The organism is Pseudomonadota bacterium (assembly GCA_023229365.1).
Classification (GTDB): domain Bacteria; phylum Myxococcota_A; class Polyangia; order JAAYKL01; family JAAYKL01; genus JALNZK01.
Window position 1 is genome coordinate 1 of record JALNZK010000066.1, and the last position, 23,632, is coordinate 23,632.

Annotated in this window: 17 protein-coding genes; 9 read left to right on the forward strand and 8 right to left on the reverse strand. The window is 67.7% G+C overall.

Annotated elements, in window-relative coordinates; genetic code table 11:
- Positions 1-257 (reverse strand): peptidase S41 (locus tag M0R80_20750; protein ID MCK9462063.1); only part of this gene is annotated, 257 nt, incomplete at its 3' end.
- 113 nt (positions 258-370) lie between these two features.
- Here M0R80_20750 and M0R80_20755 point away from each other — a divergent pair.
- From M0R80_20755 to M0R80_20770, 4 genes are all read left to right on the forward strand, one after another.
- On the forward strand, positions 371-1,897 hold the full coding sequence (locus tag M0R80_20755; protein MCK9462064.1) for a serine/threonine protein kinase: 1,527 nt from the start codon (positions 371-373) through the stop codon (positions 1,895-1,897).
- A gap of 423 nt (positions 1,898-2,320) precedes the next feature.
- Positions 2,321-6,358, forward strand: coding sequence for a hypothetical protein (locus M0R80_20760; GenBank protein MCK9462065.1), 4,038 nt, complete (start codon positions 2,321-2,323; stop codon positions 6,356-6,358).
- Between the two features lie 145 nt (positions 6,359-6,503).
- Positions 6,504-9,230 (forward strand): hypothetical protein, encoded by a 2,727-nt coding sequence (locus M0R80_20765; GenBank protein ID MCK9462066.1) that lies wholly within the window; start codon positions 6,504-6,506, stop codon positions 9,228-9,230.
- Positions 9,231-9,290: 60 nt separating this feature from the next.
- Positions 9,291-10,688, forward strand: a complete 1,398-nt coding sequence (locus M0R80_20770) for an FAD-binding protein (GenBank protein ID MCK9462067.1) — start codon at positions 9,291-9,293, stop codon at positions 10,686-10,688.
- A 142-nt stretch (positions 10,689-10,830) separates the two neighbouring features.
- Here the strand turns inward: M0R80_20770 and M0R80_20775 are convergent, their stop codons facing one another.
- Positions 10,831-11,313: a thioredoxin family protein gene (locus M0R80_20775; protein ID MCK9462068.1), complete on the reverse strand. Its 483-nt coding sequence runs from the start codon at positions 11,311-11,313 to the stop codon at positions 10,831-10,833.
- Positions 11,310-12,644: a dihydroorotase gene (locus tag M0R80_20780; protein ID MCK9462069.1), complete on the reverse strand. Its 1,335-nt coding sequence runs from the start codon at positions 12,642-12,644 to the stop codon at positions 11,310-11,312. Before M0R80_20780 ends, M0R80_20775 begins: the two co-directional genes overlap by 4 nt.
- 91 nt (positions 12,645-12,735) lie before the next feature.
- Here M0R80_20780 and M0R80_20785 point away from each other — a divergent pair, with 91 nt between their 5' ends.
- Positions 12,736-13,143 carry a hypothetical protein gene (locus M0R80_20785; GenBank protein ID MCK9462070.1) on the forward strand — a complete coding sequence of 136 codons (408 nt, stop codon included), beginning with the start codon at positions 12,736-12,738 and terminating at the stop codon, positions 13,141-13,143.
- Positions 13,144-13,158: 15 nt separating this feature from the next.
- Here M0R80_20785 and ahcY read toward each other — a convergent pair whose 3' ends face one another.
- Together ahcY and M0R80_20795 are read right to left on the reverse strand one after the other, a co-directional pair.
- Positions 13,159-14,592: an adenosylhomocysteinase gene (gene ahcY / locus M0R80_20790; GenBank protein ID MCK9462071.1), complete on the reverse strand. Its 1,434-nt coding sequence runs from the start codon at positions 14,590-14,592 to the stop codon at positions 13,159-13,161.
- A 126-nt stretch (positions 14,593-14,718) separates the two neighbouring features.
- Positions 14,719-15,543 carry an MBL fold metallo-hydrolase gene (locus M0R80_20795; GenBank protein ID MCK9462072.1) on the reverse strand — a complete coding sequence of 275 codons (825 nt, stop codon included), beginning with the start codon at positions 15,541-15,543 and terminating at the stop codon, positions 14,719-14,721.
- A 130-nt stretch (positions 15,544-15,673) separates the two neighbouring features.
- On the opposite strand from M0R80_20795, the gene M0R80_20800 reads away from it, so the two are divergent.
- The 4 genes from M0R80_20800 to M0R80_20815 are packed head-to-tail and all read left to right on the forward strand — an operon-like array spanning position 15,674 to position 21,127.
- Positions 15,674-18,241, forward strand: a complete 2,568-nt coding sequence (locus tag M0R80_20800) for a sulfatase (protein MCK9462073.1) — start codon at positions 15,674-15,676, stop codon at positions 18,239-18,241.
- Positions 18,222-18,479 carry a hypothetical protein gene (locus tag M0R80_20805; GenBank protein ID MCK9462074.1) on the forward strand — a complete coding sequence of 86 codons (258 nt, stop codon included), beginning with the start codon at positions 18,222-18,224 and terminating at the stop codon, positions 18,477-18,479. The genes M0R80_20800 and M0R80_20805 overlap by 20 nt, the downstream gene beginning before the upstream one ends.
- 7 nt (positions 18,480-18,486) lie before the next feature.
- On the forward strand, positions 18,487-20,142 hold the full coding sequence (locus M0R80_20810; protein MCK9462075.1) for a CapA family protein: 1,656 nt from the start codon (positions 18,487-18,489) through the stop codon (positions 20,140-20,142).
- 31 nt (positions 20,143-20,173) lie between these two features.
- Positions 20,174-21,127, forward strand: a complete 954-nt coding sequence (locus tag M0R80_20815) for a radical SAM protein (protein MCK9462076.1) — start codon at positions 20,174-20,176, stop codon at positions 21,125-21,127.
- A 39-nt stretch (positions 21,128-21,166) separates the two neighbouring features.
- Here the strand turns inward: M0R80_20815 and M0R80_20820 are convergent, their stop codons facing one another.
- From M0R80_20820 to nadC, 3 genes are read right to left on the reverse strand one after another with little or no spacing between them, the layout of a single operon-like run.
- Entirely contained in the window at positions 21,167-21,943 is a 777-nt protein-coding gene (locus M0R80_20820) for a hypothetical protein (GenBank protein MCK9462077.1), read from the reverse strand.
- Between the two features lie 10 nt (positions 21,944-21,953).
- Positions 21,954-22,778: a biotin--[acetyl-CoA-carboxylase] ligase gene (locus M0R80_20825; protein MCK9462078.1), complete on the reverse strand. Its 825-nt coding sequence runs from the start codon at positions 22,776-22,778 to the stop codon at positions 21,954-21,956.
- On the reverse strand, positions 22,775-23,623 hold the full coding sequence (gene nadC, locus M0R80_20830; GenBank protein MCK9462079.1) for a carboxylating nicotinate-nucleotide diphosphorylase: 849 nt from the start codon (positions 23,621-23,623) through the stop codon (positions 22,775-22,777). Before nadC ends, M0R80_20825 begins: the two co-directional genes overlap by 4 nt.
- Positions 23,624-23,632 lie beyond the last annotated feature (9 nt).

Sequence of the window (23,632 nt, forward strand, 5' to 3'; positions counted from 1 at the left end):
TACTCGGCGGGGGTCATGAACGCCGAGTGCGGATCGAGCGCGCGCACCATGCCGTCGACGGCGCCCTCGACGAGCTTGTCGCGGTCGGGCGGCTCCACGAAGTCGCGCTCGATGCGGCTCCACGCCTCGGCGAACAGCGCGAGCTTGCGGTACGGGCTGTCCTCCGCGGGCCCGGCGACGGCGAGCGCGGCCCCCGCGGCGACGGCGAGCGCCGGGGCGACGACGAGGATTGCGGCTTTTCGGCGGCTCCAGAACATCGAGCCCCGAGTCTACAACCGCCGTGCGGCGACGGCCCGCGTTTTTTTTCTTGGCCTTTTTCGAGCTTTCGGCGTCTCTAATATGCGCTATTTTGAGACGGGAGCTTTTAGGGATGAGCCAGGAACAGGACCAGAGGATCGGAATTCTCCTCGACGGCAAGTACGAGCTCGTGCGCCTCATCGGCGAGGGCGGCATGGGCGCAGTGTACGAGGCGACGCACAAGCTGATCGGCCGCCGGCTGGCCGTCAAGTTCCTGCACGCGTCCTACGCATCGAACCCGGAGGTGATCACGCGGTTCCAGCGCGAGGCGCAGGCCGCGGCGCAGATCGGGCACGAGAACATCATCGAGGTTACGGACATGGGCACCGCGCCCGACGGCTCGCCGTACCTCGTGATGGAGTGCCTCGAGGGCTCGGACGTCAAGGCGGCGATCGAGAAGGAGGGCCGGCTCTCGACGAAGCGCACGGCGCACATCCTCGTCCAGGCGCTCGGCGCGCTGCAGGCCGCCCACGACGTCGGCATCATCCACCGCGATCTGAAGCCCGAGAACATCTTCCTCACTGCGAAGGGGATGAACCCGGACTACGTCAAGCTGCTCGATTTCGGCATCTCGAAGTTCAAGACGTTCGACAGCGAGGGCGTCAAGGGGCTCACGCAGACGGGCACCGTGCTCGGGACGCCGCACTACATGTCGCCGGAGCAGGCGCGCGGCGAGCAGAACCTCACGCCGCAGTCCGACATCTATGCGATGGGCGTGATCCTCTACCAGATGCTCACGGGCCAGCTGCCGTTCGACGCGGCGAACTACAACGCGCTGCTCATCAAGATCCTCACCGAGGAGCCAGTCGCGATCGAGGTATTGAACCCAGAGCTCCCGGCCGAGCTCGTCGATGCGGTCAAGAAGGCGATGTCGCGCGACACGGCGACCCGGTTCCAGACCTGCGACGAGCTGCGCGACCAGCTCGTGCCGTTTGCGCCGTCGGTTTCCGAAATCGGGACGCTCGTCACGTCCACCTCTTCCAAGACCGTGATGCGGCGCGCCTTGTACGACACGAAGACGCCGTTCGAGATGAGCCAGAGCACGGTCGCGCCGAAGAGGGGGTCGAAGCGCGCGATGATCTTCGGCGCGATCGGCGTCGCCGTCGTGGCCGCGGGGGTCGTCGTCGCGCTCTCGATAGGGGGGGGCTCGAAGCCACCCGCGGCGCCGGAAAAGGTTCCGGTCGTTGTGCCTGCGGGCCCGGCCGAGGTTCAGCCGAAGGTCGAGAGCACCGCCCCGCCCCCGGTCGCCGCTGTGGTGAAGGTCGCGATCACGGTGACGCCGGCCGAGGCGCGCCTCAGCGTCGACGGGGCGCCGCTCGACGCGAACCCGTTCTCCGGCGAGTTCGCCAAGGGCGACGCCGTGCACCTCGTCGAGGCCACCGCGGACGGTTACGAGTTGGAGAAACGTTTCGTGAAGTTCGATGCGGATGTCGAGTTGAAATACGAATTGAAGAAGATCGAAGCGAAGCCCGCGGGAAAGACGGCGGCGAAGACGACGAAGACCGCCGAACAGTCGGCCGCGGGCAAGGGCGAGGCCAAGAGCGGCAAAGGCAAGAAGCCGAATCGGAAAATCGATTACGACGATCCGTGGAAGAACTAAGAGCCTGCCCGATATTTCTCCAGCCGAACGAATGGGAATAGTTGGCGCGCTATGAAAAAAAGTGCGGCCCGCGAGGCCACCACACCGCCCGCGGTACCGCGCGTCTTGTGGCGCTCCAGTCGAACACCCCTGAGAGCCGCCGCAGCGCAACCCGCGTTCGACCGCGCTGAAGATCTCGATACTAACCAATGAAAACGGTATGTTGCGGTGTGACCGCGACCGTGATCGGACCCGAATTTTGCACGTTTTGCGTTTTGATCGTAAATTTACTATCCAAGAAAACATTTTTAGAAAAACCGTTACTCGTTTTCGACTAACACTTGTGTTCGTGGCGTGTTTTTTGCTGGTTTGAGGCTCCGGACGATTTTGGTTTCCGCAACACAACGGCCCGACAGCGGGGCCGGAGACCGGCAGGGTGAGAGCATGCATCCCAAAAAGAGCATCATTTTCGTGGCGGTCGCAGGGGCGGTTCTTCTCTTCGGAGCGTGCTCCGAAGAGGCCGGGCCGAGCGGTCCGGTGTCGGCTCCCGACGGCGTGACGGTCACAAACGAGGGGACGGCGGCCGACCAGAAGCTGTCGAAGTGGCTCTCCCTTCACCAGCGGGACGTCCCGCTCCATCCCGAATGGAGCAACCCGAGGACCATCGACGACGAGTGCTGCGAGAATATCGGCGAGGCGACCGAGTGCTGGATCGAGGACGCGGAGAACGACGGCGTCACCTGTATCTCCGACAGCGGATGCCCCTCTGGAGACTGCAACGAGACGGCTGGTCTTTGCGTCTGCGATCCGGATCTCGTCACTCCCCAGTGCAATGAAGGCGTTTGCACCGAAGCTGGGCTGTGCGGCCCGTCGTGGTGCAACGGCTATCTGATTTGCGACTGCTGGGGCGGCTGCAAGACGGCGAACGAAGGCGTGGCGCCGGAGACGCTGTGCGACGACCTCGCGGATCTCGGGTGCTGCGAAGGCACTTACCCGATTCAGCCCGAGACGGAGGATGATCCGGTCGGTTCGGGATACTGCTCCGACGACCCGGAGTGCGGTGCTGGATGCGTCACGAACGACGATTGCGACAACGGGTTGTACTGCGACGGAGCCGAGGTCTGCGATGACGGCGATTGCATGCCGGGCTCGGACCCCTGCGCCTCCGGCGACGAGTGCAATAACACCTGCAATGAAACGACGGACACCTGCTTCTCGGCCTACGGCACGGATTGCGGCGATCCCACGGACACGGCATGCGACAACCCGGACTTCTGCGACGGCGCCGGGAACTGCCTCGACGATCTCGAGCCGGATGGCACGTCGTGCGATGATGACGTGTTCTGTGACGGCATCGACACGTGCGACGGCGCCGGCAACTGCGAGAGCGACGGCGACCCTTGCCCGCCGATCACCGCCGATCCGGAGGATGAGGTCTGCCAAGCGTGCAACGAGAGTCTCAACGTCTGCCTGTCCGCAGCGGGGACCGGCTGCAATGATGGGAACCTGTGCACGCAGACGGATCAGTGCAACGCCATAGGCGAATGCGTCGGGACCAACCCCGTGGTTTGCACCTCGGACCAGTGCTACGCCCGGGCGTGCAACACCTCGACGGGACTCTGCGACCAAACCAATTTTGCCGCCGGTACTTTGTGCTATGACACCGATCCCTGCGACATCGACACCTGCGACGGCGCCGGCAATTGCGCCGACGGCGCGCCGCGACCCTGTGACGACACGAACGGATGCACCGCGGATGCGTGCCAGGCCTGTGTCCCCGGTCCGGGCTGCAACTCCTACGAAGGGAGCGGTTGGCAATGCGGCTACAACGCCGCTGCGATGAACGGAACGGCGTGCATCGACGGCAACGACTGCACAGTGGGCGACGTGTGCAGCGGAGGATCGTGTGCCTCCGGAGCGGCGTACAGCTGCGCCGCCTTCGACACGTCGACCACCGATTGCGTTACGTCTGCTTGCGTGAGCGATGGTGATGGTACTCCGGCGTGCCCTCTGAGCAATCTCGCATCCGGAACGAGCTGCCAGGACAGCGACGGCTGCACACAGCCCGACCTTTGCAACGCCACCGGCGGCTGCGTACCCGGTGCGGCGGTGACCTGTACCGACTCCAACACGAACGACTGCCTGATCCCCGGGTGTGTCGAGGACAGCTTGGGTACCGGGTATACTTGCCCCAACCACAACGCAGCATCCGGCTCGACCTGCAACGACAACAACGGTTGCACGACCGATCTCTGCAACAGCAGCGGCGTCTGTGTGAGCACGAGCGATGCCTGCGATCCCGCCGATCTCTGTGAGGACATGACCTGTACCTCGACGGGCGCCACTACGTACACGTGCAACTACATTGATGATCCGACGTGTTGCACGAACGATGGCGAGTGTACCACCGCGTGCGGCGCGGCCTCCACTCAATGCTCCGATCCCTATTGCACGGCAACGACCGGCGAAGGCGTTTGTGCGTGCGAGATCGCCAGCTACATCGGCGACGCCTGCACCGATTTCGACATGTACGCCTATCCCGACGACTGCTATGACGGCTCATGCAATAGCTCTGGAAATTGTATCCCGTACGAGGTGGCATCGAGCTCGACGCACGACAGGTGCCGCGACCTCTTCACCCCGGGACCCAGCGCGGCGCTCTTCGGTTCGTTCCTCAACATCGGCGGCCCGACCTCGCTCTCGGTCCAGGGTTCGACGACCTGCATGGTAAACAACTATCGGGCCACTGGTCCGGACTGCGTGAGCCCGTCTCTGGCCTACCTCGGTCAGAACGGCAAGGACGCGGTCTACGCGTTCAGCTACCAGACGCCCGCAGCGGGCGATTTCAAGCTGTGGAGCTACAACATCAAGGTCTGGACGTCATTCAACGCCAACGTGTACGTGACGCAGAACATAAACTCCATCAGCGATTGCCCAGAGGGCGCCACCGGCACCCCCGTATACCCGGTGAACGTCGCGAGCGAGCGCTGCATGAAGGGCTACTCGACCGCCACTGAGGTCAGCGAGGATCTCTGCCATGACGACGGCAACGAGAGCCTCGGCCAGGGCGGCTGCTACCCGTTCCTGCAGACTGGCGATTCGGCGAACTACAAGTGCGGCGGCAGTAACTGCAACGGCACCACTTGGTCGCCGGGCGTGAATCCGAACGGCTGCGGTTATCACTGGGTGCGCCGCTACTATCCAGCGGGTTGCTGCAACTACCAGAACGGCGAGAACTGCGCACCCGGCACGGACACGACCCCGCCGTACTGCACCGGCCAGTGGGGGTACCCCGCGGATCCGTACAACTGCGACCTCTACAACCCCGAGTTCACCTACAGCAAGGTGGCGAGCCACGTGATCTTCCCGGACGGCTCGGTTGCGCCGGGATCCACCAAGACCGTGTTCATCTTCATCGACGGGGACAGCGCCGCAGCACAAGGCGTTTTCGACATCTCGGTGGAACGCAACTCCTGGACCTCCAGCCCCTGCGACCGAAGCGACGATGACGCCCGCGTATTCGACGTCACCAACGTCAACGCCGCCGGCTCGGTCTGGAAGGGGAGCATGGAGGACGTCGTGAACAGCCGACAGGTTGTCATCGGCGGCTGCGGTTCCCACACGTGCGACGCGGCCAACTCGACGCGCTGCGGCGGGACGAACTGCAGTACCCAGTGCTGGCACGGCTGGTCGTCGAGCCACAACCCGGCGCTGCCGGGCATGGTCACCTGCGCGACCTGGCCGAACACGACCACCAACGAGTTCTGGCCGAACGAGGAGTTCTTCAAGATCCACAGGGACGGCAGTTCCGGAACCTATTGCATCATGTTGTTCGAGGATGAGGATCGCAACCTAACGAATGATGCTAACCGCGCAGATCTGGTGCTGAGCTTTCTCCAACGTGCCACCGGCACCGGTATCTGCAGCAACTCGACGTGGACATTGCTGAATCGGTGGTGGGATTCGCATGACAGAAACACCATGGCGACCGTGTCCGTGAACAGCAACATCCCGCATGTGCTCGAGATCTCCAACAGGGACAGGCTGACGGCGCCGTGTAATCCGGCTACGCAAAGCTGTTACTACAAGCTCAGGGCGAGGATGGGCAATTGCGGCTACGAATTCCCGGCAGGTTACTACAGCATCTACAGCGCGACAGGTTCAACGACGTTGGCCACTGGCGCGGCGCTCACCGGCGCAGACGACCAAGACTGGTACGCGTACAATGACGAACAGTGGGAAATCGGCAACTCGACGACCAGTGCCAGGACGATCAACGCGGTGTTCACGGCTGGCACCAACATGAACGGGTATATTTGCTATCACGACAGCAGCAGGACGCAGATCGGGTGCCTCTATGTCAGTGCCGGCACCACTGGAACCTACTCCGGGATCCCGATCCCGGCGGGGGGCATGGTTTACCTCATCGCTCTCAAATACAGTGGCACCGGTACCGGCTATAATTTGTCCATCAATTGGTAGGAATTGGGGGAGAGATAAAATGAATAAAGTAAACGTTTCATTGTCCGCCCCGGATGCCAAATTTCTTATTGTCGGTCTGTGTGTTTCTGTTTGGGCGGCGCTCGCCTCCGGCTGCGATGAATGCAAGTCGTCGGCGGACTGCCCGTTGGGCAAGGTTTGCCACAGCGGTGAGTGCAGCTCCCCGGACACGGACACGGACACCGACACGGATGTCGACACGGACACCGACACGGATTCCGACACGGATTCCGACACGGACACCGACACGGACAGTGATACCGATACCGATACCGACACGGAGCCGGGTGAGAACGGCGATCCCTGCGATGATCCCGCGGAATGCGCGTCAGCGTACTGCAACAACGGCTTCTGCTGCGACTCCGGCGAGTGCTGCGGGGACGCGGGCGACTGCTCCGACACGACGTGCGACCTGGCCGCGTGCGACGACGGGCACCAGTGCGCCTACATCGCCTATCCGTGCGGGTACGTGGACGACGATACCGGAGGGACCTGTACCGGCGACAACTTGTGCGACGGCGAGGGGAACTGCATCACCACGACGGAGTGCCTGGACGCCTACTCGTCGTCGGGAGAATACGTCTGCACACTGAACGAGGTGGAGGAGCTCTGCTTCACTGAGTGCGCCAACGAGGACCAGTGTAACCCCGGCTACGACTGTGTCGTCACGGAGTGCCTGGCAGGACCGGAGGGCGATCCGAACGGATCGGCGTGCGTGAACGGGACGACCTGCGCGTCGGGATACTGCGGCGACGGCTTCTGCTGCTCCGAAGGGGAGTGCTGCTCGGTCGCGGACGACTGCGACCAGAGCCTCTGCGTCCAGGGGTTCTGCGACGGCAACAACATCTGCCAGTACTACGATTTCGAGCCCTGCGGTGTCGAGGACAATACCTCGACCGAGACGTGTATAGGCGATTATCGCTGCGACGGCGCGGGCAATTGCGTCGCCGTCGACCTCTGCGACGGGGCCTACGCCTCGATGGGCGACTACAGCGTCTGCGACGAGGGAGCGATCGTCGAGGCGTGCTACACCGGGTGCACCTCCGAGGCGCATTGCAACGAAAACTACTATTGCGATGCTGGCGTCTGTACGGTCCAGATCGAGAACGGCGACGGCGACTGCGAGGACAATTGGGAGTGCGTGTCGGGTCACTGCGACGCGACGACCGGGATCTGTTGCGAGAGCGGCTGGTGCTGCAATAGCTCGACGCAATGCTCCGGATACCTCTGCGACACGGCGACCTGGAGCTGCAGCTTCAGCTGCGACGACGGCAGCGGCGATAACGATCTTTTGTGCGCCGCGGCCGGAGGGAACTATCACTGCGACGACGGGAGCTGCTGGCTGGACGAATTCAACGGGCAGCTGTGCAACGAGGCGTCCGACTGTCTGTCGGGCTACTGCGACACAGCGGTGAACTACGTCTGCTGCGACGGCGGCGTGTGCTGCGCGGACGACTCGGACTGCGGTGCCTACGCCTGCAATGTGGACTTCCAGTGCGAGACCGCGTGCGGCACGGGGATCGCCGAGGACGACACCAGATGCGCCGAGGACTACCACTGCGAGTCCAACGTCTGTGTCGAGGATTTGGAAAACGGGACGGGCATCTGCGACGAGCTCTCGGACTGCGAATCTGGCTTCTGCTCCTTCGAGACCGAGCTGTGCTGCGCCGGCAGCGGCACCGACGTGTGCTGCGCGTCCACGACCGATTGCGCCGACGATGAAGGGTGCACGATCGACAATTGCGCCTATAACTACGTTTGCGTCTACGTTGATGCCGAGGACGAGACGCCGTGCCCGGACGAGTACTTCTGCAACGGGTACGAGACCTGCTACCTCGGTAGCTGCGAGGCTGCGGTCGCCGATGGCTGTTCAGAGCTCGAAAACGGCTGTCGGGACGTCAGCTGCAACGAGACCGAAGACTCCTGCCCGTGGGTTCCGGCGAACGAAGGGAACGAGTGCTCAGCAGAGGAGCAGTTCTGCACGGGCGACTATCTGTACTGCCAATCGGGGGGGTGCATGAACCTCTCAGGAGTCACGAACACCTGCGCCGACCTGGACGGGGACCCGTGCACCGAGCCCGTCTGCAACGAGACGGACGACGTGTGCGAGGCGGAGCAAGTCGTCGGCGATGGCACGGATTGCAGCAACGGCGAACCCTGCGATGGCCTCGAGGGGTGCTTGGATGGCGATTGTGTGACCGTGCCTGGATCGATTCCGTGTGAAACTGGGCAGTACTGCACGGAGCAGGAATGCACGGTTGTGGATGAAATTGTCACGTGCGGCGCTTCCACGCCGATAGGCGATGGGTTGTCGTGCGTCGGGTCGAACGTGGCTTGCCTGGGCGACGCAAACTGTCTGGCGGGGGCATGCATTCCGGATCAGACGCGTCCGTGCAGCGACGGAGACATCTGCACGCAGGAGGTCTGCAACGTCGTCGGCGGATTCCCGTCGTGCACCACGGGGGTCACCGGAATGACGACGAGCCTGACCTGCGGCGCGACGGCCATGGTTGGAAACTTCTCGAGGGAGTACTACAGCGCGAGTTACGCTGGGAGCGTCTGCTCCGGTGAGGACGTGAGTGGCATCGAGGCGGGGCTGGTGCTCACGTTGGGGTCCGCCGCCAACGTATCGCTGCAAGTGACGGACGCAGGTCCGGGCATGGTCACGACGCTCCTCGCCGTCACCGATCTGTGCGATCCGTCGGGGAGCTCCTGCTACGCGGTGCAGGACGGCGGCGGGATACTGACCATCACCGGGATGAGCGCCGGCACGCACTATTTCATCTTGGAAACCGCCGACGATCTGGGTGTCGGCGGTCTATACATGGCACAGGTCAGCGTGACCTGCCTCTGAGCCCAAGAACCGGTCTTCCCGCTATTGTCCTCTCCCCTCTCCCTTGATACCCCTTTATCCATGACCCGCTCGCCCCAAACCCGCGCCGAGAGCATCAAGAGCCTCTCCCGAGATCTTTCCTCCCGCCTCGGCGCGTCCAAGGTCATCGACGATCCCGATCTCCTCGCGGAGCTGTCCAAGGACGAGTCGCACGCGGCGCCGCGTATGCCCGATCTCGCGGTGCGGGCCGACCGAGCCGAGGACGTGCGCGCGACGCTCGAGCTCGCGGAGAAGCACGGGGTGCCGGTCGTGGCGCGCGGCGGCGGCACCGGGAAGTCGGGCGGCGCGATCCCGGCCTGCGGCGGCGTCGTGCTCGATCTGCGGCGCATGAACCGGATCGTGGAGATCGACCGCGAGAACCTCGTCGCGGTCGCGGAGCCCGGCGTGATCACCGGCGCGCTCCAGGCGGCCGTCGAGGCCGAGGGGCTCTTCTACCCGCCGGATCCGAACAGCCTCGAGACGTGCACCTTGGGCGGCAACGCGGCGCACAACGCCGGGGGGCCGCGGGCGTTCAAGTACGGCGTCACGCGGGAGTACGTGCTCGGCGCGCGGGTCGCGCTCATGGGTGGCCGCGAGATGCGCACCGGGAAGCGTACCGTGAAGGGCGTCGCCGGGTACGACCTCACCGCGCTGCTCGTCGGCTCCGAGGGCACGCTCGGCGTGTTCACGGAGCTCACCTTGCGTCTCGTGAGGAACCCGCCGTCCGTCGCGACGCTCCTTGTGCGCATGCCGGACGAGGTCGCGGCCGGGCGGGCCGTGGCGCGGATCGTCGCAGCAGGGCTCGTGCCCCGCGTCATCGAGCTCATGGACGCGATCGCGGTCGAGACGCTGCGCGCGGCCGGCGCCGGCGGCGTCCCCGAGAACACCGGCGCGCTGCTCCTCGTCGAGGTGGACGGCCTGGACGGCGCGTGCGTCGAGCGCGACGCTTCGAGGATCGCGGATCTCGCCGAGAAAGAGGGTGCGGTCGAGGTGCTCATGGCGCGCCACGGCGGGGAGCGGGAGAAGCTCTGGGCCGCGCGGCGCACGCTCTCCGACGCGCTCAAGAAGCGCGCGCGCTTCAAGGTCTCGGAGGACGTCGTCGTCCCGCGGGCCGCGGCGCCCAGGCTGCTCGAGGGGCTGCGCGCGATTGCCGGTCGCCACCGCGTCTGCATCCCGTCCTACGGCCACGCGGGCGACGGCAACTACCACGTCAACGTGCTGTGGGACGACGAGGGGTTCGATCCGGAGCCGGCGCTCGCCGAGATCTTCGGCCTCGCGCTCTCGCTCGGCGGGACGATCACGGGCGAGCACGGCGTGGGCCTCACGAAGCGCGCCTATCTCGGGATGGAGCTCGATCCCGAAAACCTCGCGTTGCAGCGGGAGATCAAGCGCGCGTTCGATCCCAAGGGCCTCCTGAACCCGGGGAAGATCTTCCTCTGACCTCACCCCCGGCCGCTCTCCGTCTCGAAACCTCACCCCCGTCCCCTCTCCGGCGAGCGGAGAGGGGGGGCAGCTGGCCCGACAAGAACAAAGCAGTTGGTCCCCTCTCCACCTGCTGGAGAGGGGATCGGGGTGAGGCCGTTCACTTTTTCGGAGGCTCTAGAAATCCGAGCTTCTCGAGTTGGCGCTGCATCTCGGGCAACGTCGCGAGGCCGACGTTGCGCGAGACCTCGCGGCCGCGCGCGTCGACGTAGACCTGCATCGGCACGGATTTGGCCTTGAAGTAACGGGCGATGGCGCGGCTCTCGGGGTGCTCGAGATCGATTTCGAGGACTTCGATCGCGCCGGCGTGGCGTTTTCGCAACTCGGCGAGCCAGGGCTCCATGAGCTTGCACGGCAGGCAGTCCTCGCGCGCGAAGTCGATCAGCATCGGGCGGCCGAGCGAGAGCGCGGGGAGTCGGGGTTCGGGCGCGCCGGCGTCCTCCGGGACGCTCTCGACCTCCATCGGCGCGGGAGGCGGCGGCGCGGTCGCCGGCAGGGGGCTCTTCTTTTCCTGCGCGAGGTCCGGGCTCGCGCAAGCGACGATCGCCAGAGCGAGCAGAAACAAAGGCCTCCCGCGCGTCATGCGAGCTCCAGCGGCAGCCCGCGGGGGCCGTCGACGGGGCGCCCGTTCCGGTACGCCACGCGCCCGTTGACGATCGTCACTTCCACCGAGGCCCTGAACGTCGTGCCCTCGAAGGGGGACCACGCGCACTTCGAGAGGAGGTCTCCTCTCTCGACCCGCCGCGGCGAAAAGAGATCCGCGAGCACGAGATCGGCGTAGTAGCCCTCGCGGACGTGGCCGCGATCCCGAACCCGGAAGAGCCGCGCCGGGGTGTGGCATGCGCGCTCGGCGATGAGCTCGAGCGGGAGCGCCCCGTCGAGGTGCAGCTCGAGCAGCGCCGGGAGCGCGTGCTGGATGGTGGGGATGCCGGACGGCGCCGCGAAGTATCCCCGGGCCTTCTCCTCGAGGAGGTGCGGCGCGTGATCCGTGCCGATCACGTCGATCCGCCCGGCCGCGAGGGCGGCCCGGAGCGCGTCGCGGTGGCGCCGCTCCTTGATCGCCGGGTTGCACTTGATGCGGGTGCCGAGCGCGTCGTAGTCGCCCGCGTCGAACCAGAGGTGGTGCACGCACGCCTCGGCAGTGATCCGCTTGCCCTCGATAGGGCCGGGCTCGAAGAGATCGAGCTCCTCGGCGCAGCTCACGTGGAGCACGTGGAGCCTCGTGCCGAGCTCGCGGGCGAGCCCGACGGCGATCGCGGTCGACGCGAGGCACGCCTCCCAGCTCCGGATCTCCGCGTGCACGGAGCACGGCGGCGTCTCCCCGCGCGTCGCCCGGACGGCGGCGGCGTTGCGCGCGATGATCGCCGAGTCCTCGCAGTGCACCGCGATAGGCAGCCGCGAGGCCTCGAAGATCCGCGCGATCGCGGCGCGGTCGTCGACGAGCATGTCGCCCGTGGATGCGCCCATGAACAGCTTCACGCCGCACGCGCGCGACTCGTGCGCCCGCCGGATCTCCTCGAGGTTGCCCGCGGTCGCGCCGAGGTAGAACGCGTAGTTCGCGGCGGACGCCGCCGCGGCGAGGGCGATCTTCGCGTCGATCGCGGCGCGGGAGGTCGCCTGTGGGACCGTGTTCGGCATGTCCATGAAGCTCGTGACGCCGCCGGCCACCGCGGCGCGGGACTCGTGCGCGATGTCGCCCTTGTCCGTGAGCCCGGGCTCGCGGAAGTGGACGTGGTCGTCGATCAGCCCGGGCAGGAGCACCTTGCCGCGCGCGTCGATCACTTCGTCCGCCGCCCGCGCGCCGAGATCGCCGCCCACGGCTTCGATCCGATCGCCGCGCACGAAGACGTCCCCCTCGGAGATCGTCCCGTCGGTCACGATCCGCGCGTCGCGGATGAGGAGGGATCCCGACACGTCAGCTCCCGCGTTCCATGGCATCGTCCATTCGGAAATGTCGTAGCGGAAGAAGGGACGCGTGTATAGTGCCGGGAAAGAGGAGGTCACCATGAGCAAGAAGAGCTGGGTTCTCATCCTGGTCGCCGCTGTCGGGATCGCAGCGATAGCCGTCGCGTGCGGAGGCGGCGGGAGCACCGCGCCGATCACGACCGTGAAGGCCGACGACGGCAAGGTGTCGTTCGCCGGCACCGTGCTGCCGATCCTGGTCGATCACTGCAAGCGCTGCCACGACGTGGGCGGGAAGAGCACCCTCTACCTCATGACCTACGAGGGCGTGATGAAGGGCGGGGACATGGGGCCGGCCGTCGTCCCCGGGGACCCCGACGCCAGTCAGATCATCGGCTCGGTGGAGAAGAAGAAGACGCCGTACATGCCGCCGAAGGTCTTCCCGGCGCTCACGAAGGACAGGATCGACGCGATCGGAAATTGGATCGCCGAGGGGGCTGCGAATAACTAAACAGCCTTCCCATTCCTAATACCTGTAGTGCTCCGCCTTGTAGGGCCCGTCGACCGGGACGCCGATGTACGCGGCCTGCTCATTCGTGAGCCGCGTGAGCTTCACGCCGAGCTTGCCGAGGTGCAGGCGCGCGACCTCCTCATCGAGCGCCTTGGGCAGCATGTACACGCCGACCTTCGGCTTGTCCTTGGCGAGCGCCATCTGCGCGAGGCACTGGTTCGTGAATGAGCTGGACATCACGAAGCTCGGGTGGCCGTTGGCGCAGCCGAGGTTCACGAGCCGGCCCTCGGCGAGCACGTAGATCGCGTGCCCGTCCGGGAAGACCCACTTGTCCGTCTGCGGCTTGATGTTGACGCGCGTGACGCCCTTGCGCTTCTCGAGCTTGTCCATCTGGATCTCGTTGTCGAAGTGCCCGATGTTGCACACGATCGCCTGGTCCTTCATGGCGGCCATGTGATCGGCCGTGATCACGTCGCGGTTGCCGGTCGTCGTGACGAAGATGTCCGCCTCCTGAAGCGCGTCCTCGACCGTCGCGACCTCGTACCCCTCCATCGCGGCCTGGAGCGCGCAGATGGGATCGATCTCCGTGACGACGACGCGCGCGCCGAATCCACGCATGGACTGCGCGCAGCCCTTGCCCACCTCGCCGTAGCCGCACACGACCACGACCTTGCCCGCGACCATGACCCCCGTGGCGCGCTTCAGCCCGTCTGCGAGCGACTCGCGGCAGCCGTAGAGGTTGTCGAACTTGGACTTGGTCACCGAGTCGTTGACGTTGTACGCCGCGACGAGGAGCGTCCCCGCCTCCATGCGCTGGTAGAGGCGGTGCACGCCGGTGGTCGTCTCCTCGGACACGCCGACGAGCTCGGGCACGACCTTGCGCCACCTTCGTGGATCCTCCGCGTGGATCTTGCGCAGGAGCTGCTCGATCACGATCTCTTCGGCCACCTCCGTCGTGATCGGCGGCAGGCTCTTGTGCTTCTCGAAGTGCGTCTCGAGCTCGTGCCCCTTGTGGATGAGGAGCGTGGCGTCGCCGCCGTCGTCGACGATGAGCGTCGGGCCCTTCCCGTTCGGGAACGAGAGGGCGCGATTCGTGCACCACCAGTACTCCTCGAGCGACTCGCCCTTCCACGCGTAGACCGGCACGCCGCCCTCCGCGATCGCTGCGGCCGCGCTGTCCTGCGTGGAGAAGATGTTGCAGCTCGCCCACCGCACGTCGGCGCCGAGCGCGCGCAGCGTCTCGATGAGCACCGCGGTCTGCACCGTCATGTGCAGCGAGCCCGTGATCCGCTGGCCCGCGAGAGGCTTCTTCGGCCCGTACTTCTCGCGCACCGACATGAGGCCGGGCATCTCCTTCTCGGCGATCTCGATCTCCCGGCGGCCGAGATCGGCGAGGCCGAGGTCGGCGACCTTGTAGTCCGTGGACTTGCTGTTCGGCGAAGCTTCCATTTTCGAGTCCTCACGCGCCGCGATTGACGCCCGGTTCTGGGCCGCGCCGCATCGCGCGGCCGGCGAGCACAACATTTGTCGTTTTGGGTCCCGCGTCAAGCCGAGAAACGCCCGACGCGGATGGGGCTATTTCAGCTCGTAGACGTGCTCCGCGACCCGCGAGAGCCGCTCCGCGACCAAAGGGTCGTGACCGGGCAGGACGAGCGCCGCGCTCCCCGTAGCGGCGATCATGGCGCGAAGAGCTGCGAGGTCGGCGTCCGGGTTCCTTGTGGATCCGGTCGGGGCGAGCTTCTCGACGCTCTCGTCCAAGTAGGCGACGTCGCTCGCGATCGCGGCCGTGCGCTTCTTTGCGTCGCCGAGCGCGATCTTGACCCACTGCATGCCGGGCGCGTGGCCGCCGCCCGGTACGAGCGTCACGCCGTGGGCGATCTCCTTGGGGCCCTCGAGCACGGCGAGCCTCTCGACGTGACGCAGCGAGGCGGCCGCGGCTTTCTGGATCCAGAAGCGCGCGTCGACGTACGGCGCGGTATCGCCGGCGTGATCCCAGTGGCCGTGCGTGATCACGACGTCCGTGATAGACGGCGGGGCGACACCGGCGCGATCGAGGATCGCGCTCACCCGATCGCGGCGTTCGAAGCGCCACTTCTTCGCGTGTGCGGCGTCGTCGAACCCCGTGTCCACGAGGATCCGGCGATCCATCGATCGGTTCGAAACGAGCAGCCAGGCGTACCAGGACATCGCCGCCCGCTCGCCCTTCGGCGCGCCGCGCAGGAGCATCGAGCGCTCCACGGACGACTCACCGTACTCGATCGCGAACACGCGCCAGCCGCGATCGGCGGGGGGCGCAAGAGGGGGGCGCGAGCAGGCGGCGAGCCCGGTGAGCGCCGCGAAAGCCGCCGCCGCGAACAGCCGTGGGGCGGCGCGGCAAATCCGCGCGAGAGACAGGCACACGCGATTCTCATAGCATAGATTCCGATTCCCCGTTCACCGGATGGTGTGTATTGATCGTGGCAGCCAAGGGAACGAAATGGGATATCGAACGGGATCCGTAGCGCGAGTTTTTCTAGGCTCCCTCATCGGCATGGTGTGGCTCGCCGTGTTCGACGGCTTCGTGCGCGTCGTCTCCGACGGGGGCGCCCGGCCGAGCTTCGCCGCCGCGCTGTTCGTCCTCGGGGCCGCGCTGTTCGTCGGCGCGGTCGTCGGACTCGTCCTCGGGGCTGCGCTCGCTGCGGCTTCGGTGCGCGGGCCGGCCCGGCCGGCGACCGCGGGTGTCGTCGAAGGGCTCTTTCGCGCGCCCGTGTGGACGCTCGCCTTGGGTGCCGTCGCGCTCGCCGCGCCGATCCTCGCCGCCGTGCCGATCCGCGCGGCGCTCCTCCCGAAGAGCTCGAAACTCGCCGCGGCTGCGGACCTCGCGGCGATCGTCGTCGGGTGGGCGCTCGCGTGGATCGTCCTTCGGGCGTTCGGACAGCGGAGCGGTCGGCGGCTTTCGCGCAGGGTCGCAGGGTTCCTGCTTTTCGGCCTCTGTGTCGCGGCGGCGTTCGGCGCGGCGAAGCTCAGGCCCTACCTGGAGTCCGCGGATCTGTGGAACCTCGCGCTGACAGGGGAGTTCGCGCTCGCCTTCGGCGCCGTCGTCTGCCTGCTCCCCGAGGCGCAGCGGCTCGCGCGCGTGTCCGCTGTCGCGGCGATCCTCGCAGTCTTGGCGGGCGCCGCGGTCGTCTACACCCTCGAGACGCGCGCCGGGATCCGCGAAGAGGCCGCGGCAGACCTGCGCCCGGCGAGCTGGATCGTGACCGCGGGAACGGCCCTAGTGGACTTCGACGGGGACGGTTTCTCGCCGATCTTCGGGGGCGGCGACTGCGACGACCGGAGGGACGACGTCAACCCCGAGGCGATCGAGATCCCAGGCAACGGAATCGACGAGAATTGCCGCGACGGCGATCTCGCGCCCAAGCCGCCGTGGCCGCCGAGGCCGACGTTCTTGCCGCTGCCGGCGGGGGTCCGCGAGCCGAAGTCGATCATCATCATCGTGATGGACGCGGTGCGGCAGGATCACCTTGGCGTCTACGGGTACGGGCGGCCCACGTCTCCCAGTATCGACGCGTTCAGCGAGAGGGCGGTCCGCTTCACCCGCGCCTATTCGTCCGCCCCGACCACGCGGATCGCGCTCCCGGTGCTGTTCACGGGAAGGACGCTCGGCGAGATCCCATGGGATCGGCGCATGTTCCCCTTCGGGATGCTCGACGGCGTGGACACCCTCGCCGAGATCCTGAAAAAGGAGCGCGGGTTCCGCTCCGCGGCGTTCGTCACGCACCGCAACATGACCCGCAAGTGGGGTTGGGTCCAGGGCTTCGATGAGGTGAACGACAAGTACGTGTTGCCGCGCTCCGAATACGAGTCCGTCTCCACCGGCGAGGGGCTGGCAAAGGAGGTCTCGGGGTGGATAGAGGCGCACAAGGACGAGCGCTTCCTCGTCTGGGCCCACTTCCTCGACGCCCATTCCCAATACCTGAAACACGAGGAAGGCCCGGACTTCGGCGACTCGGACATCGATCGATACGACAGCGAGATCTGGTACACGGATCGCGCGGTCGGCTCCATCCTGCAGAAGCTCGACGCGCTCGGCATGAGCGACGAGACGATGGTCGTCCTGATGGCGGACCACGGGGAGCTGTTCGGCGAGCATGGGAGCAGGAGCCACGGCGGCAGCCTGTGGGAGCCGGTTTCGCGGATCCCGCTCATCGTGCGGGCTCCAGGGGTCGGGCTCCGCGTGAGCGACTGCCTGGTCGGGCACGTCGATCTCGCCCCGACCATCCTGAACCTCGTGGGGATCGACGGCGGGAAGTACGGGATGTCCGGCGCGTCGCTGTTGCCCGAGCTGGACGGCGCGGCGTGCCCGAAGGACCGGGAGATCGTGCTCGAAATGCGCTACGGCCGGTTGAGCGCGCCGAACCTCACGGCGCTGGTCGGGGACAAGTACAAGCTGGAGATGAACAACTCGCTCAGGAGCTTCCGCTTCACCGATCTCGAGGCCGATCCCGACGAGCGCAAGAACTCCCGCTCGCAGCACCCGGAGGAGTACCGCGCGATGCGGGAGCGGCTCCTCGCGTGGACGGAGGTGTACGGGAACCGGGAGCTCGCAGATATCGTCGCGCGGCTCACGTCGGATGCGCCGCCGGCGGGGGCGGAGCGCGTCGACGCCGAGTTCGAGAACGGCCTGGAGCTCGTCGCGATCGACTTCGGCGAGCGCCGCGTGTCCTCCGACGAGTCACCCGATCTGCAGTTCTACCTGAGGACGTCCGAGCGGATCCGCGCGGAGTGCAGAATCGAGTTCTTCCTCGTGGACGGCGACGGGGACGTTCGTTTCAAGTCGAGCCACCCGCCCGTGGCGGGCACCTTCCCGCTGCGCCTCTGGCCGCTCGGGCGGATCGTGAACGACGGGTACGGGTTCGAGTTCCGCACCAAGCAGATGAAGGGGGGCCGGGTCGGTACCGGCGAGTACGACGCGCGGGTCGGGATCGAGTGCGATGGCGAGGAGGTGCGGGCCGTCGCCGGGGACGTGGACCGCCGGGGAAGGGTCCGCGTCGGGAAGTTCCGCGTGGCGAAGCGCGGCAAGGGAAGGGAGGCCGCTCGTGAACGAGCCGAGGAGTAGCGGCGGAAGGGGCGGGCTCGACGCGCTCGCCGTCGCGATCACGTTCTGCGCGCTCGGCGCGGGTCTGTTCCTCGCGTTCGTCGGCATCGACGGATGGGCGGTGAAGACGTTCGCGCGGCCCGTCCTCGCGTCCGCGCTGATCGCCGTCGTCGACGTCGCGCTGCTCGCGCTCGCGGTGGCCCTCGCGCCGGCGTTGTCCGCGTTGATCCGCAGGCTCGTCGGCCTTGGAAGGGCGTGAATCCCGCATGACGATTCGCGAACCGATCCGAACCCTCGCCTGCGCGGCCATCGCCCTGCTCGCGTCGTGCTGCCGCCCGGATGCTCCGACGGGGAGCGAGCCCGAAGCGCTCCGGACGATCGCCTTCGCCGGAGACACGCAGCTCGGCCGGCGGTTGAACGGGTGCGTCGATCAGCACGGTTTCTCGCGTCCGCTCGAGCGCATCCGGGCCCCGCTCGTCGACGCCGATCTCGCGATCGTCAACCTGGAGTGCGTGCTGTCGGCGCGCGGGTTTGTCGTGAACCCCGAGACCGGCAGGATGTTCCACGCGGGCGGCTACCACTTCCGCGGGCGCCCCGAGCTCGTCCGAATCCTCGCCGACGCCGGGGTCGACGTCGCGATCCTGGCGAACAACCACGCGTTCGACTACGGCCCGGACGCACTGCTGGACGGCATCCGCATTCTCGACGACGCCGGGATCGCCGCGGTCGGCGCGGGGAAGGACCTCGATCGGGCGATGGCGCCCGTGTTCCGGCGGATCGGGGACACCGCCGTCGCGGTCATCGCCGTGCACTCGACGAACAGCGGGATCGCGGCGGCGGAGGAGAGGCCGGGAAACCACTTCTCTTCGATCTTCAAGGCGAAGGCGTTCGTGGCGAGGGTCAAGGCGCAGGTCGAGGCGGCGCGGGCGCGGGCGGACGTCGTGCTGCTCGCGGTCCATTGGGGGATGAACGGCGTGCTCGAACCGACCCGGGAGATGCGCGACGTCGCGCGGTCCCTCGTCCGAGACGCCGGCGTCGACGCGATCCTCGGATCCCACGGCCACGTGCTCCACGGCGTGGAGATCATCGACGGGCGCCCCGTCATCTACGACGCGGGCAACCTCCTGCTCGATTTCAGCGGAAAAGGCTTCATGGAGGGCGACTGGAGCCGATCGGCCGTGTTCGAGCTGCGCTTCGACAGGCACGGCGTGCGCCGGCTCGAGGCCACCCCGCTCCGAGTGGACTACTGCACGAGCTACCCAGCCGAGGGCGCGCTGGGCGCGGAGATCCTCGCGTCGTTCGTGAAGCGCTCGCAGGCGCTCGGCACGAAGGTTGTGATCACGGACGGTCGCGCCGTCGTCGATCTCGCCCCGGCGAAGGCCCGGCCCGCTCCTTCGAGGCGATACGAAAATCCGCCCCCGGTCGCGCCGAAGCTCCCGGCTCCGGGCGCAAGCGGCTCCTCGAACGTCCTCGACAAGGTCCCGGACGGTACGAAGAGCGTCGGCGCGGTCTTCGAGAACGGCGTCGAGCTCGTCGGCTACCTGGCTTCAGAGAGGACCGACCCCGGCTCGTGGGTTTGGGTCATGCTGTACTGGCGGACCGCGAAGCCGCTCGCGGAGGACTGCGACGCCTCGATACGCGTTCGCGGCGACGCGTCGAAGAACGAAGAGAGGTGGAGCGGCGGAGTCAGGCCGATGGGCGATTGGATGTCACCGGCGACGCAGTGGAAGCCGGGGCAGATCATCGCCGACGAGTACGTCCTCAGGACGCCGCAGGACGTGAAGGCGGGAAAGTACCGTCTGCTCGTCGATCTGAGGTCCGGGAAGCGGCCCATCGGCCTGGTCTCGTCGGGGCGCGCGGCCGCCGACGGGGATCGGCTCGTGATCGGGGGATTCGAGGCAGGCGGGGCGGCTCCGCCGTGACAGGGGGCCAGGCCCGGGGTATGAACCGCCCATGCGGATCTACGGGCCGGTCCCCTCGCGCAGGTTCGGATTGTCGCTCGGCGTCGACGTCGTGCCGCGCAAGACGTGCACCTACGACTGCATCTACTGCCAGGTCGGCCCGCCCGGTAGGCTCCCCGACGCGCTCGAGCGCTTCTATCCGGTCGACGAGATCCTCAAGGACGTCGCCGAGGCGCTCGACGAGGGGCCGACGCCGGACGTCGTCACGCTCGCGGGCTCCGGCGAGCCGACGCTGTACTCTGAGCTCGGCGCGCTCATCGACGGGCTGCACGCTCTCGCGAAAGCCCCGGTGCTGCTCATCACGAACGGCTCGCTCCTCTGGCGAGAGGGCGTGGCGGCGGCCGCGCGCAAGGCCGAGATCCTCGCGCCGTCGCTGGACGCGGGCGATCCCGAGACGTTCGCCCGGATCAACCGGCCGACGGCCGGGGTCCCGTTCGAGCGGATGGTCGAAGGGTTGCGGTCCGCGCTCGCGGCGCACCCGGGCGAGGTTCGCCTCGAGGTGATGCTCGTGCGCGGCGTCAACGACGGCGAGGAGAGCCTGCGCGCGATCGAGAGGATCACGCGGACGCTGCGCTTCGATCGCCTCGATCTGAACACCCCGGTGCGGCCCCCGGTCCCGGAGCGCGGCGCGCTGCCGTGCGACGAGGAAACGCTCGCGCGGGCCGTCGCGATCTTCGGCTCCAAGGCGGTGCCGATCGGGACGTTCGACAAGAAGAGCGGCGCGATCCGGCCGCCTCGATCGTTCGACGATTTCGACAAGGACATCCGCGAGATGATCCTCCGCAGGCCGTGCACCGTCGAGGATATCGCCGCGTCCCTCGGCGCGCCTCTGGAGGCCGTCGCCGCGAGCCTCTCGCGCCTCGACGCCGCCGGGCTCGCCGAGCGCCGCGACGGGCAGGCCGGCGCGTACTGGGCGGCGCCGAAGAAACAGAAGCCGCTCGTCTAATAGCCAGATCGCAGGGGTGAGGTTGGCCTGCGCCAGCCGCTACGGGAGATCGATCCTGAGGAGCGACAGCCGGATCTCGAGGCCGGTCCGCGCCGCGAGCGCCGCCTCGTCCGAGAACGTCACCGGCCGGACGTCGATCGACGGCACGCCGACGCCGAAGCTGTCGTCGACGTGGAGCAGCGATCCGCTCGCCAGGTGGCGCGCCCAGGTCGGTTGCTCGAGGCGTGCCGAGGCTCCTCCCTCGGGCGCGGGCTCGGGTTCCGTCTCGGCCGGCGGTGCGTCGGTGCCCTCCGGGATCTCCTCGGGCCGCGCCTCGACCTCCGTCACGGTCTCCGGCTCGGCGCCCTCTGTAGTGGGCGGCGCCGGATCCTCCTCGAACGAGTACTTCCTCTCGCCTCCCTCGTCGATCAGCTTGACGCCCTCGGCCGGCTCGTACGAGCGGGCCACGGACACGGCGATCGCGGTCGGGATGAGCAGCGCCATGGAGGTGACGAGCACCGCGATCGCGCCTTCCGGCGCGTTCTTGTCGAGGAAGTAGCCGCCGACCCCGCCGCCGGCCCCGGTGAGGATCGGGAACACGATCCACGGCCAGACCGGCTCGACGTCGGCGAAGGACTCGACGAGGAGCGACAGCTCGGCGCCCGCGATGATCCCGCCGGCGATGCCGACGCCCATCGTCTCCAAAGGCTCCTTGGGCTGCGGAGCTGGGGTCGTCGTCGCCTGCGAGAGGCATACCGTCGGAGCGCAGAGCACGGCGACGAACGCGGCCGCGCGCAGCGACATCGAAATGGCGTGGTGGACAACTGAGCTCTTCATGGCGGGCACTCTAGCACGGCGTCCGATGCGCGCCAAGCGTGGTGGACGGGGTCGCGTCCTCGACGATCCCGCCGGAGATCGCGATCGTCTCGCCGGCGCCGGTCCGGATCAGGAGGCGCCCGCGGGCGTCGAGCCCCTCGGTCGTCCCCTCGAGGTCGCCCGCCCGCACCCGCCTGCCGAACGGCTCGGCGCACCGCTTCCAGGCGGCGACGACGGGTTCGGGACCGCAGCGCACGAGGGCCGAGACCAAGGACTCGAGGTGGATCGCCCACCGCGCGGCCACGCGCTCCGGGCGCGCGGCCGAACCCTCGTCGCCGAGGCACCCCGCCGTCCTTGCGAGCTCGCCCCCGAATCGGGAGACGCCCGTGTTCACGCCGAGACCGACGATCACGACGGTCGTCTCGGCGACCGTCGGCGCCTCGCACAGGATGCCGCCCACCTTGCGGCCGCCGCGCAGGAGATCGTTCGGCCACTTGAGGAGAACGCCGCGCACGTCCAGCGCCGCGAGCGCGTCGGCGGCGGCGGCGCCGGCGGCGAGCGGGACGAGCGGCACGCGCTCGTCGGGGGGGCCGGGCACGGCCACGGCGAGGGAGGCGTACAGGTGCCCGGCGGGGGGCGACCACCACGCGCGCCCTAAGCGGCCGCGCCCGGCCGTCTGGGTCTCGGCGATCACGAGCGTCCCGGGCCCCGCGGCACCGGCCCGGAGCCGGCGCTTCAGCTCGTCCGAGGTGGAGTCGATCTCGGCCAAGACCACGACGTCGCGCGGCGCGGTCGCCCCGAGGTCCCGCAACTCCTTCTCCAGCAGCGCGAGGTCCGGCCCGCGAGCGCCGCTCATGCGCCCTCGAGCAGGAAGCTCAGGTCCGCGGCGGGCGCCGAGTGGGTGAGCGCGCCCACGGAGATGACGTCTACGCCGGCTGCGGCGATCTCGGCCATCGTCGCGAGCGTCACGCCGCCCGACGCCTCGAGCACGACCCGGCCGGCCGCCGCCGCGACACAGCGGCGGATCTCCTCGGCGTCCATGTTGTCCAGCAGCACGGCGTCCGCGCCCGCGTCGATCGCGTGGGCGAGATCCTCCTCGCTCTGGACCTCGACCTCGACGCGGATCGTGTGCGGCGCGCCCTCCTTGCAACGCGCGATCGCCGCGGCGAGCGAACCCGCGGCCGCGATGTGGTTCTCCTTGATGAGCACGCCGCTCGCGAGATCCGCCCGGTGGTTCCGGCCGCCGCCGTGGAGCACCGCGAGCTTCTCGAGCGCCCGCATCCCGGGCGTCGTCTTCCGGGTGTCCGCGACGACCGCCTTCGAGCCCGGGGGGAGCGCGTCGACGAAGCGGCGCGTGAGCGTCGCCACGCCGGAGAGCCGCTGCAGGAAGTTGAGCGCCGTCCGCTCCGCGATGAGCAGCGACGCGAGCGGGCCCGCGGCGGTCAGGATCACCGCGTTCCGCTCCGCGCGATCGCCGTCCTGCGCGCGCCGCTCGACGGCGATGCGATCGTCGACGCGCCGCATGGTGGCCTCGAAGACCGCGAGCCCCGAGATCACCGCGTCCGCCTTGGCGATCACCCGGCCGGCGCCCATCGCGCCGGCGGGCACGGTGAGGCGCGTGGTCACGTCGCCGCGCCCGGTGTCCTCCTCGAGCGCGAGGTCGATCAGCCGCAGCGTGTTCGGGCCGAGTGGATCTTGCATTCTCTCCTC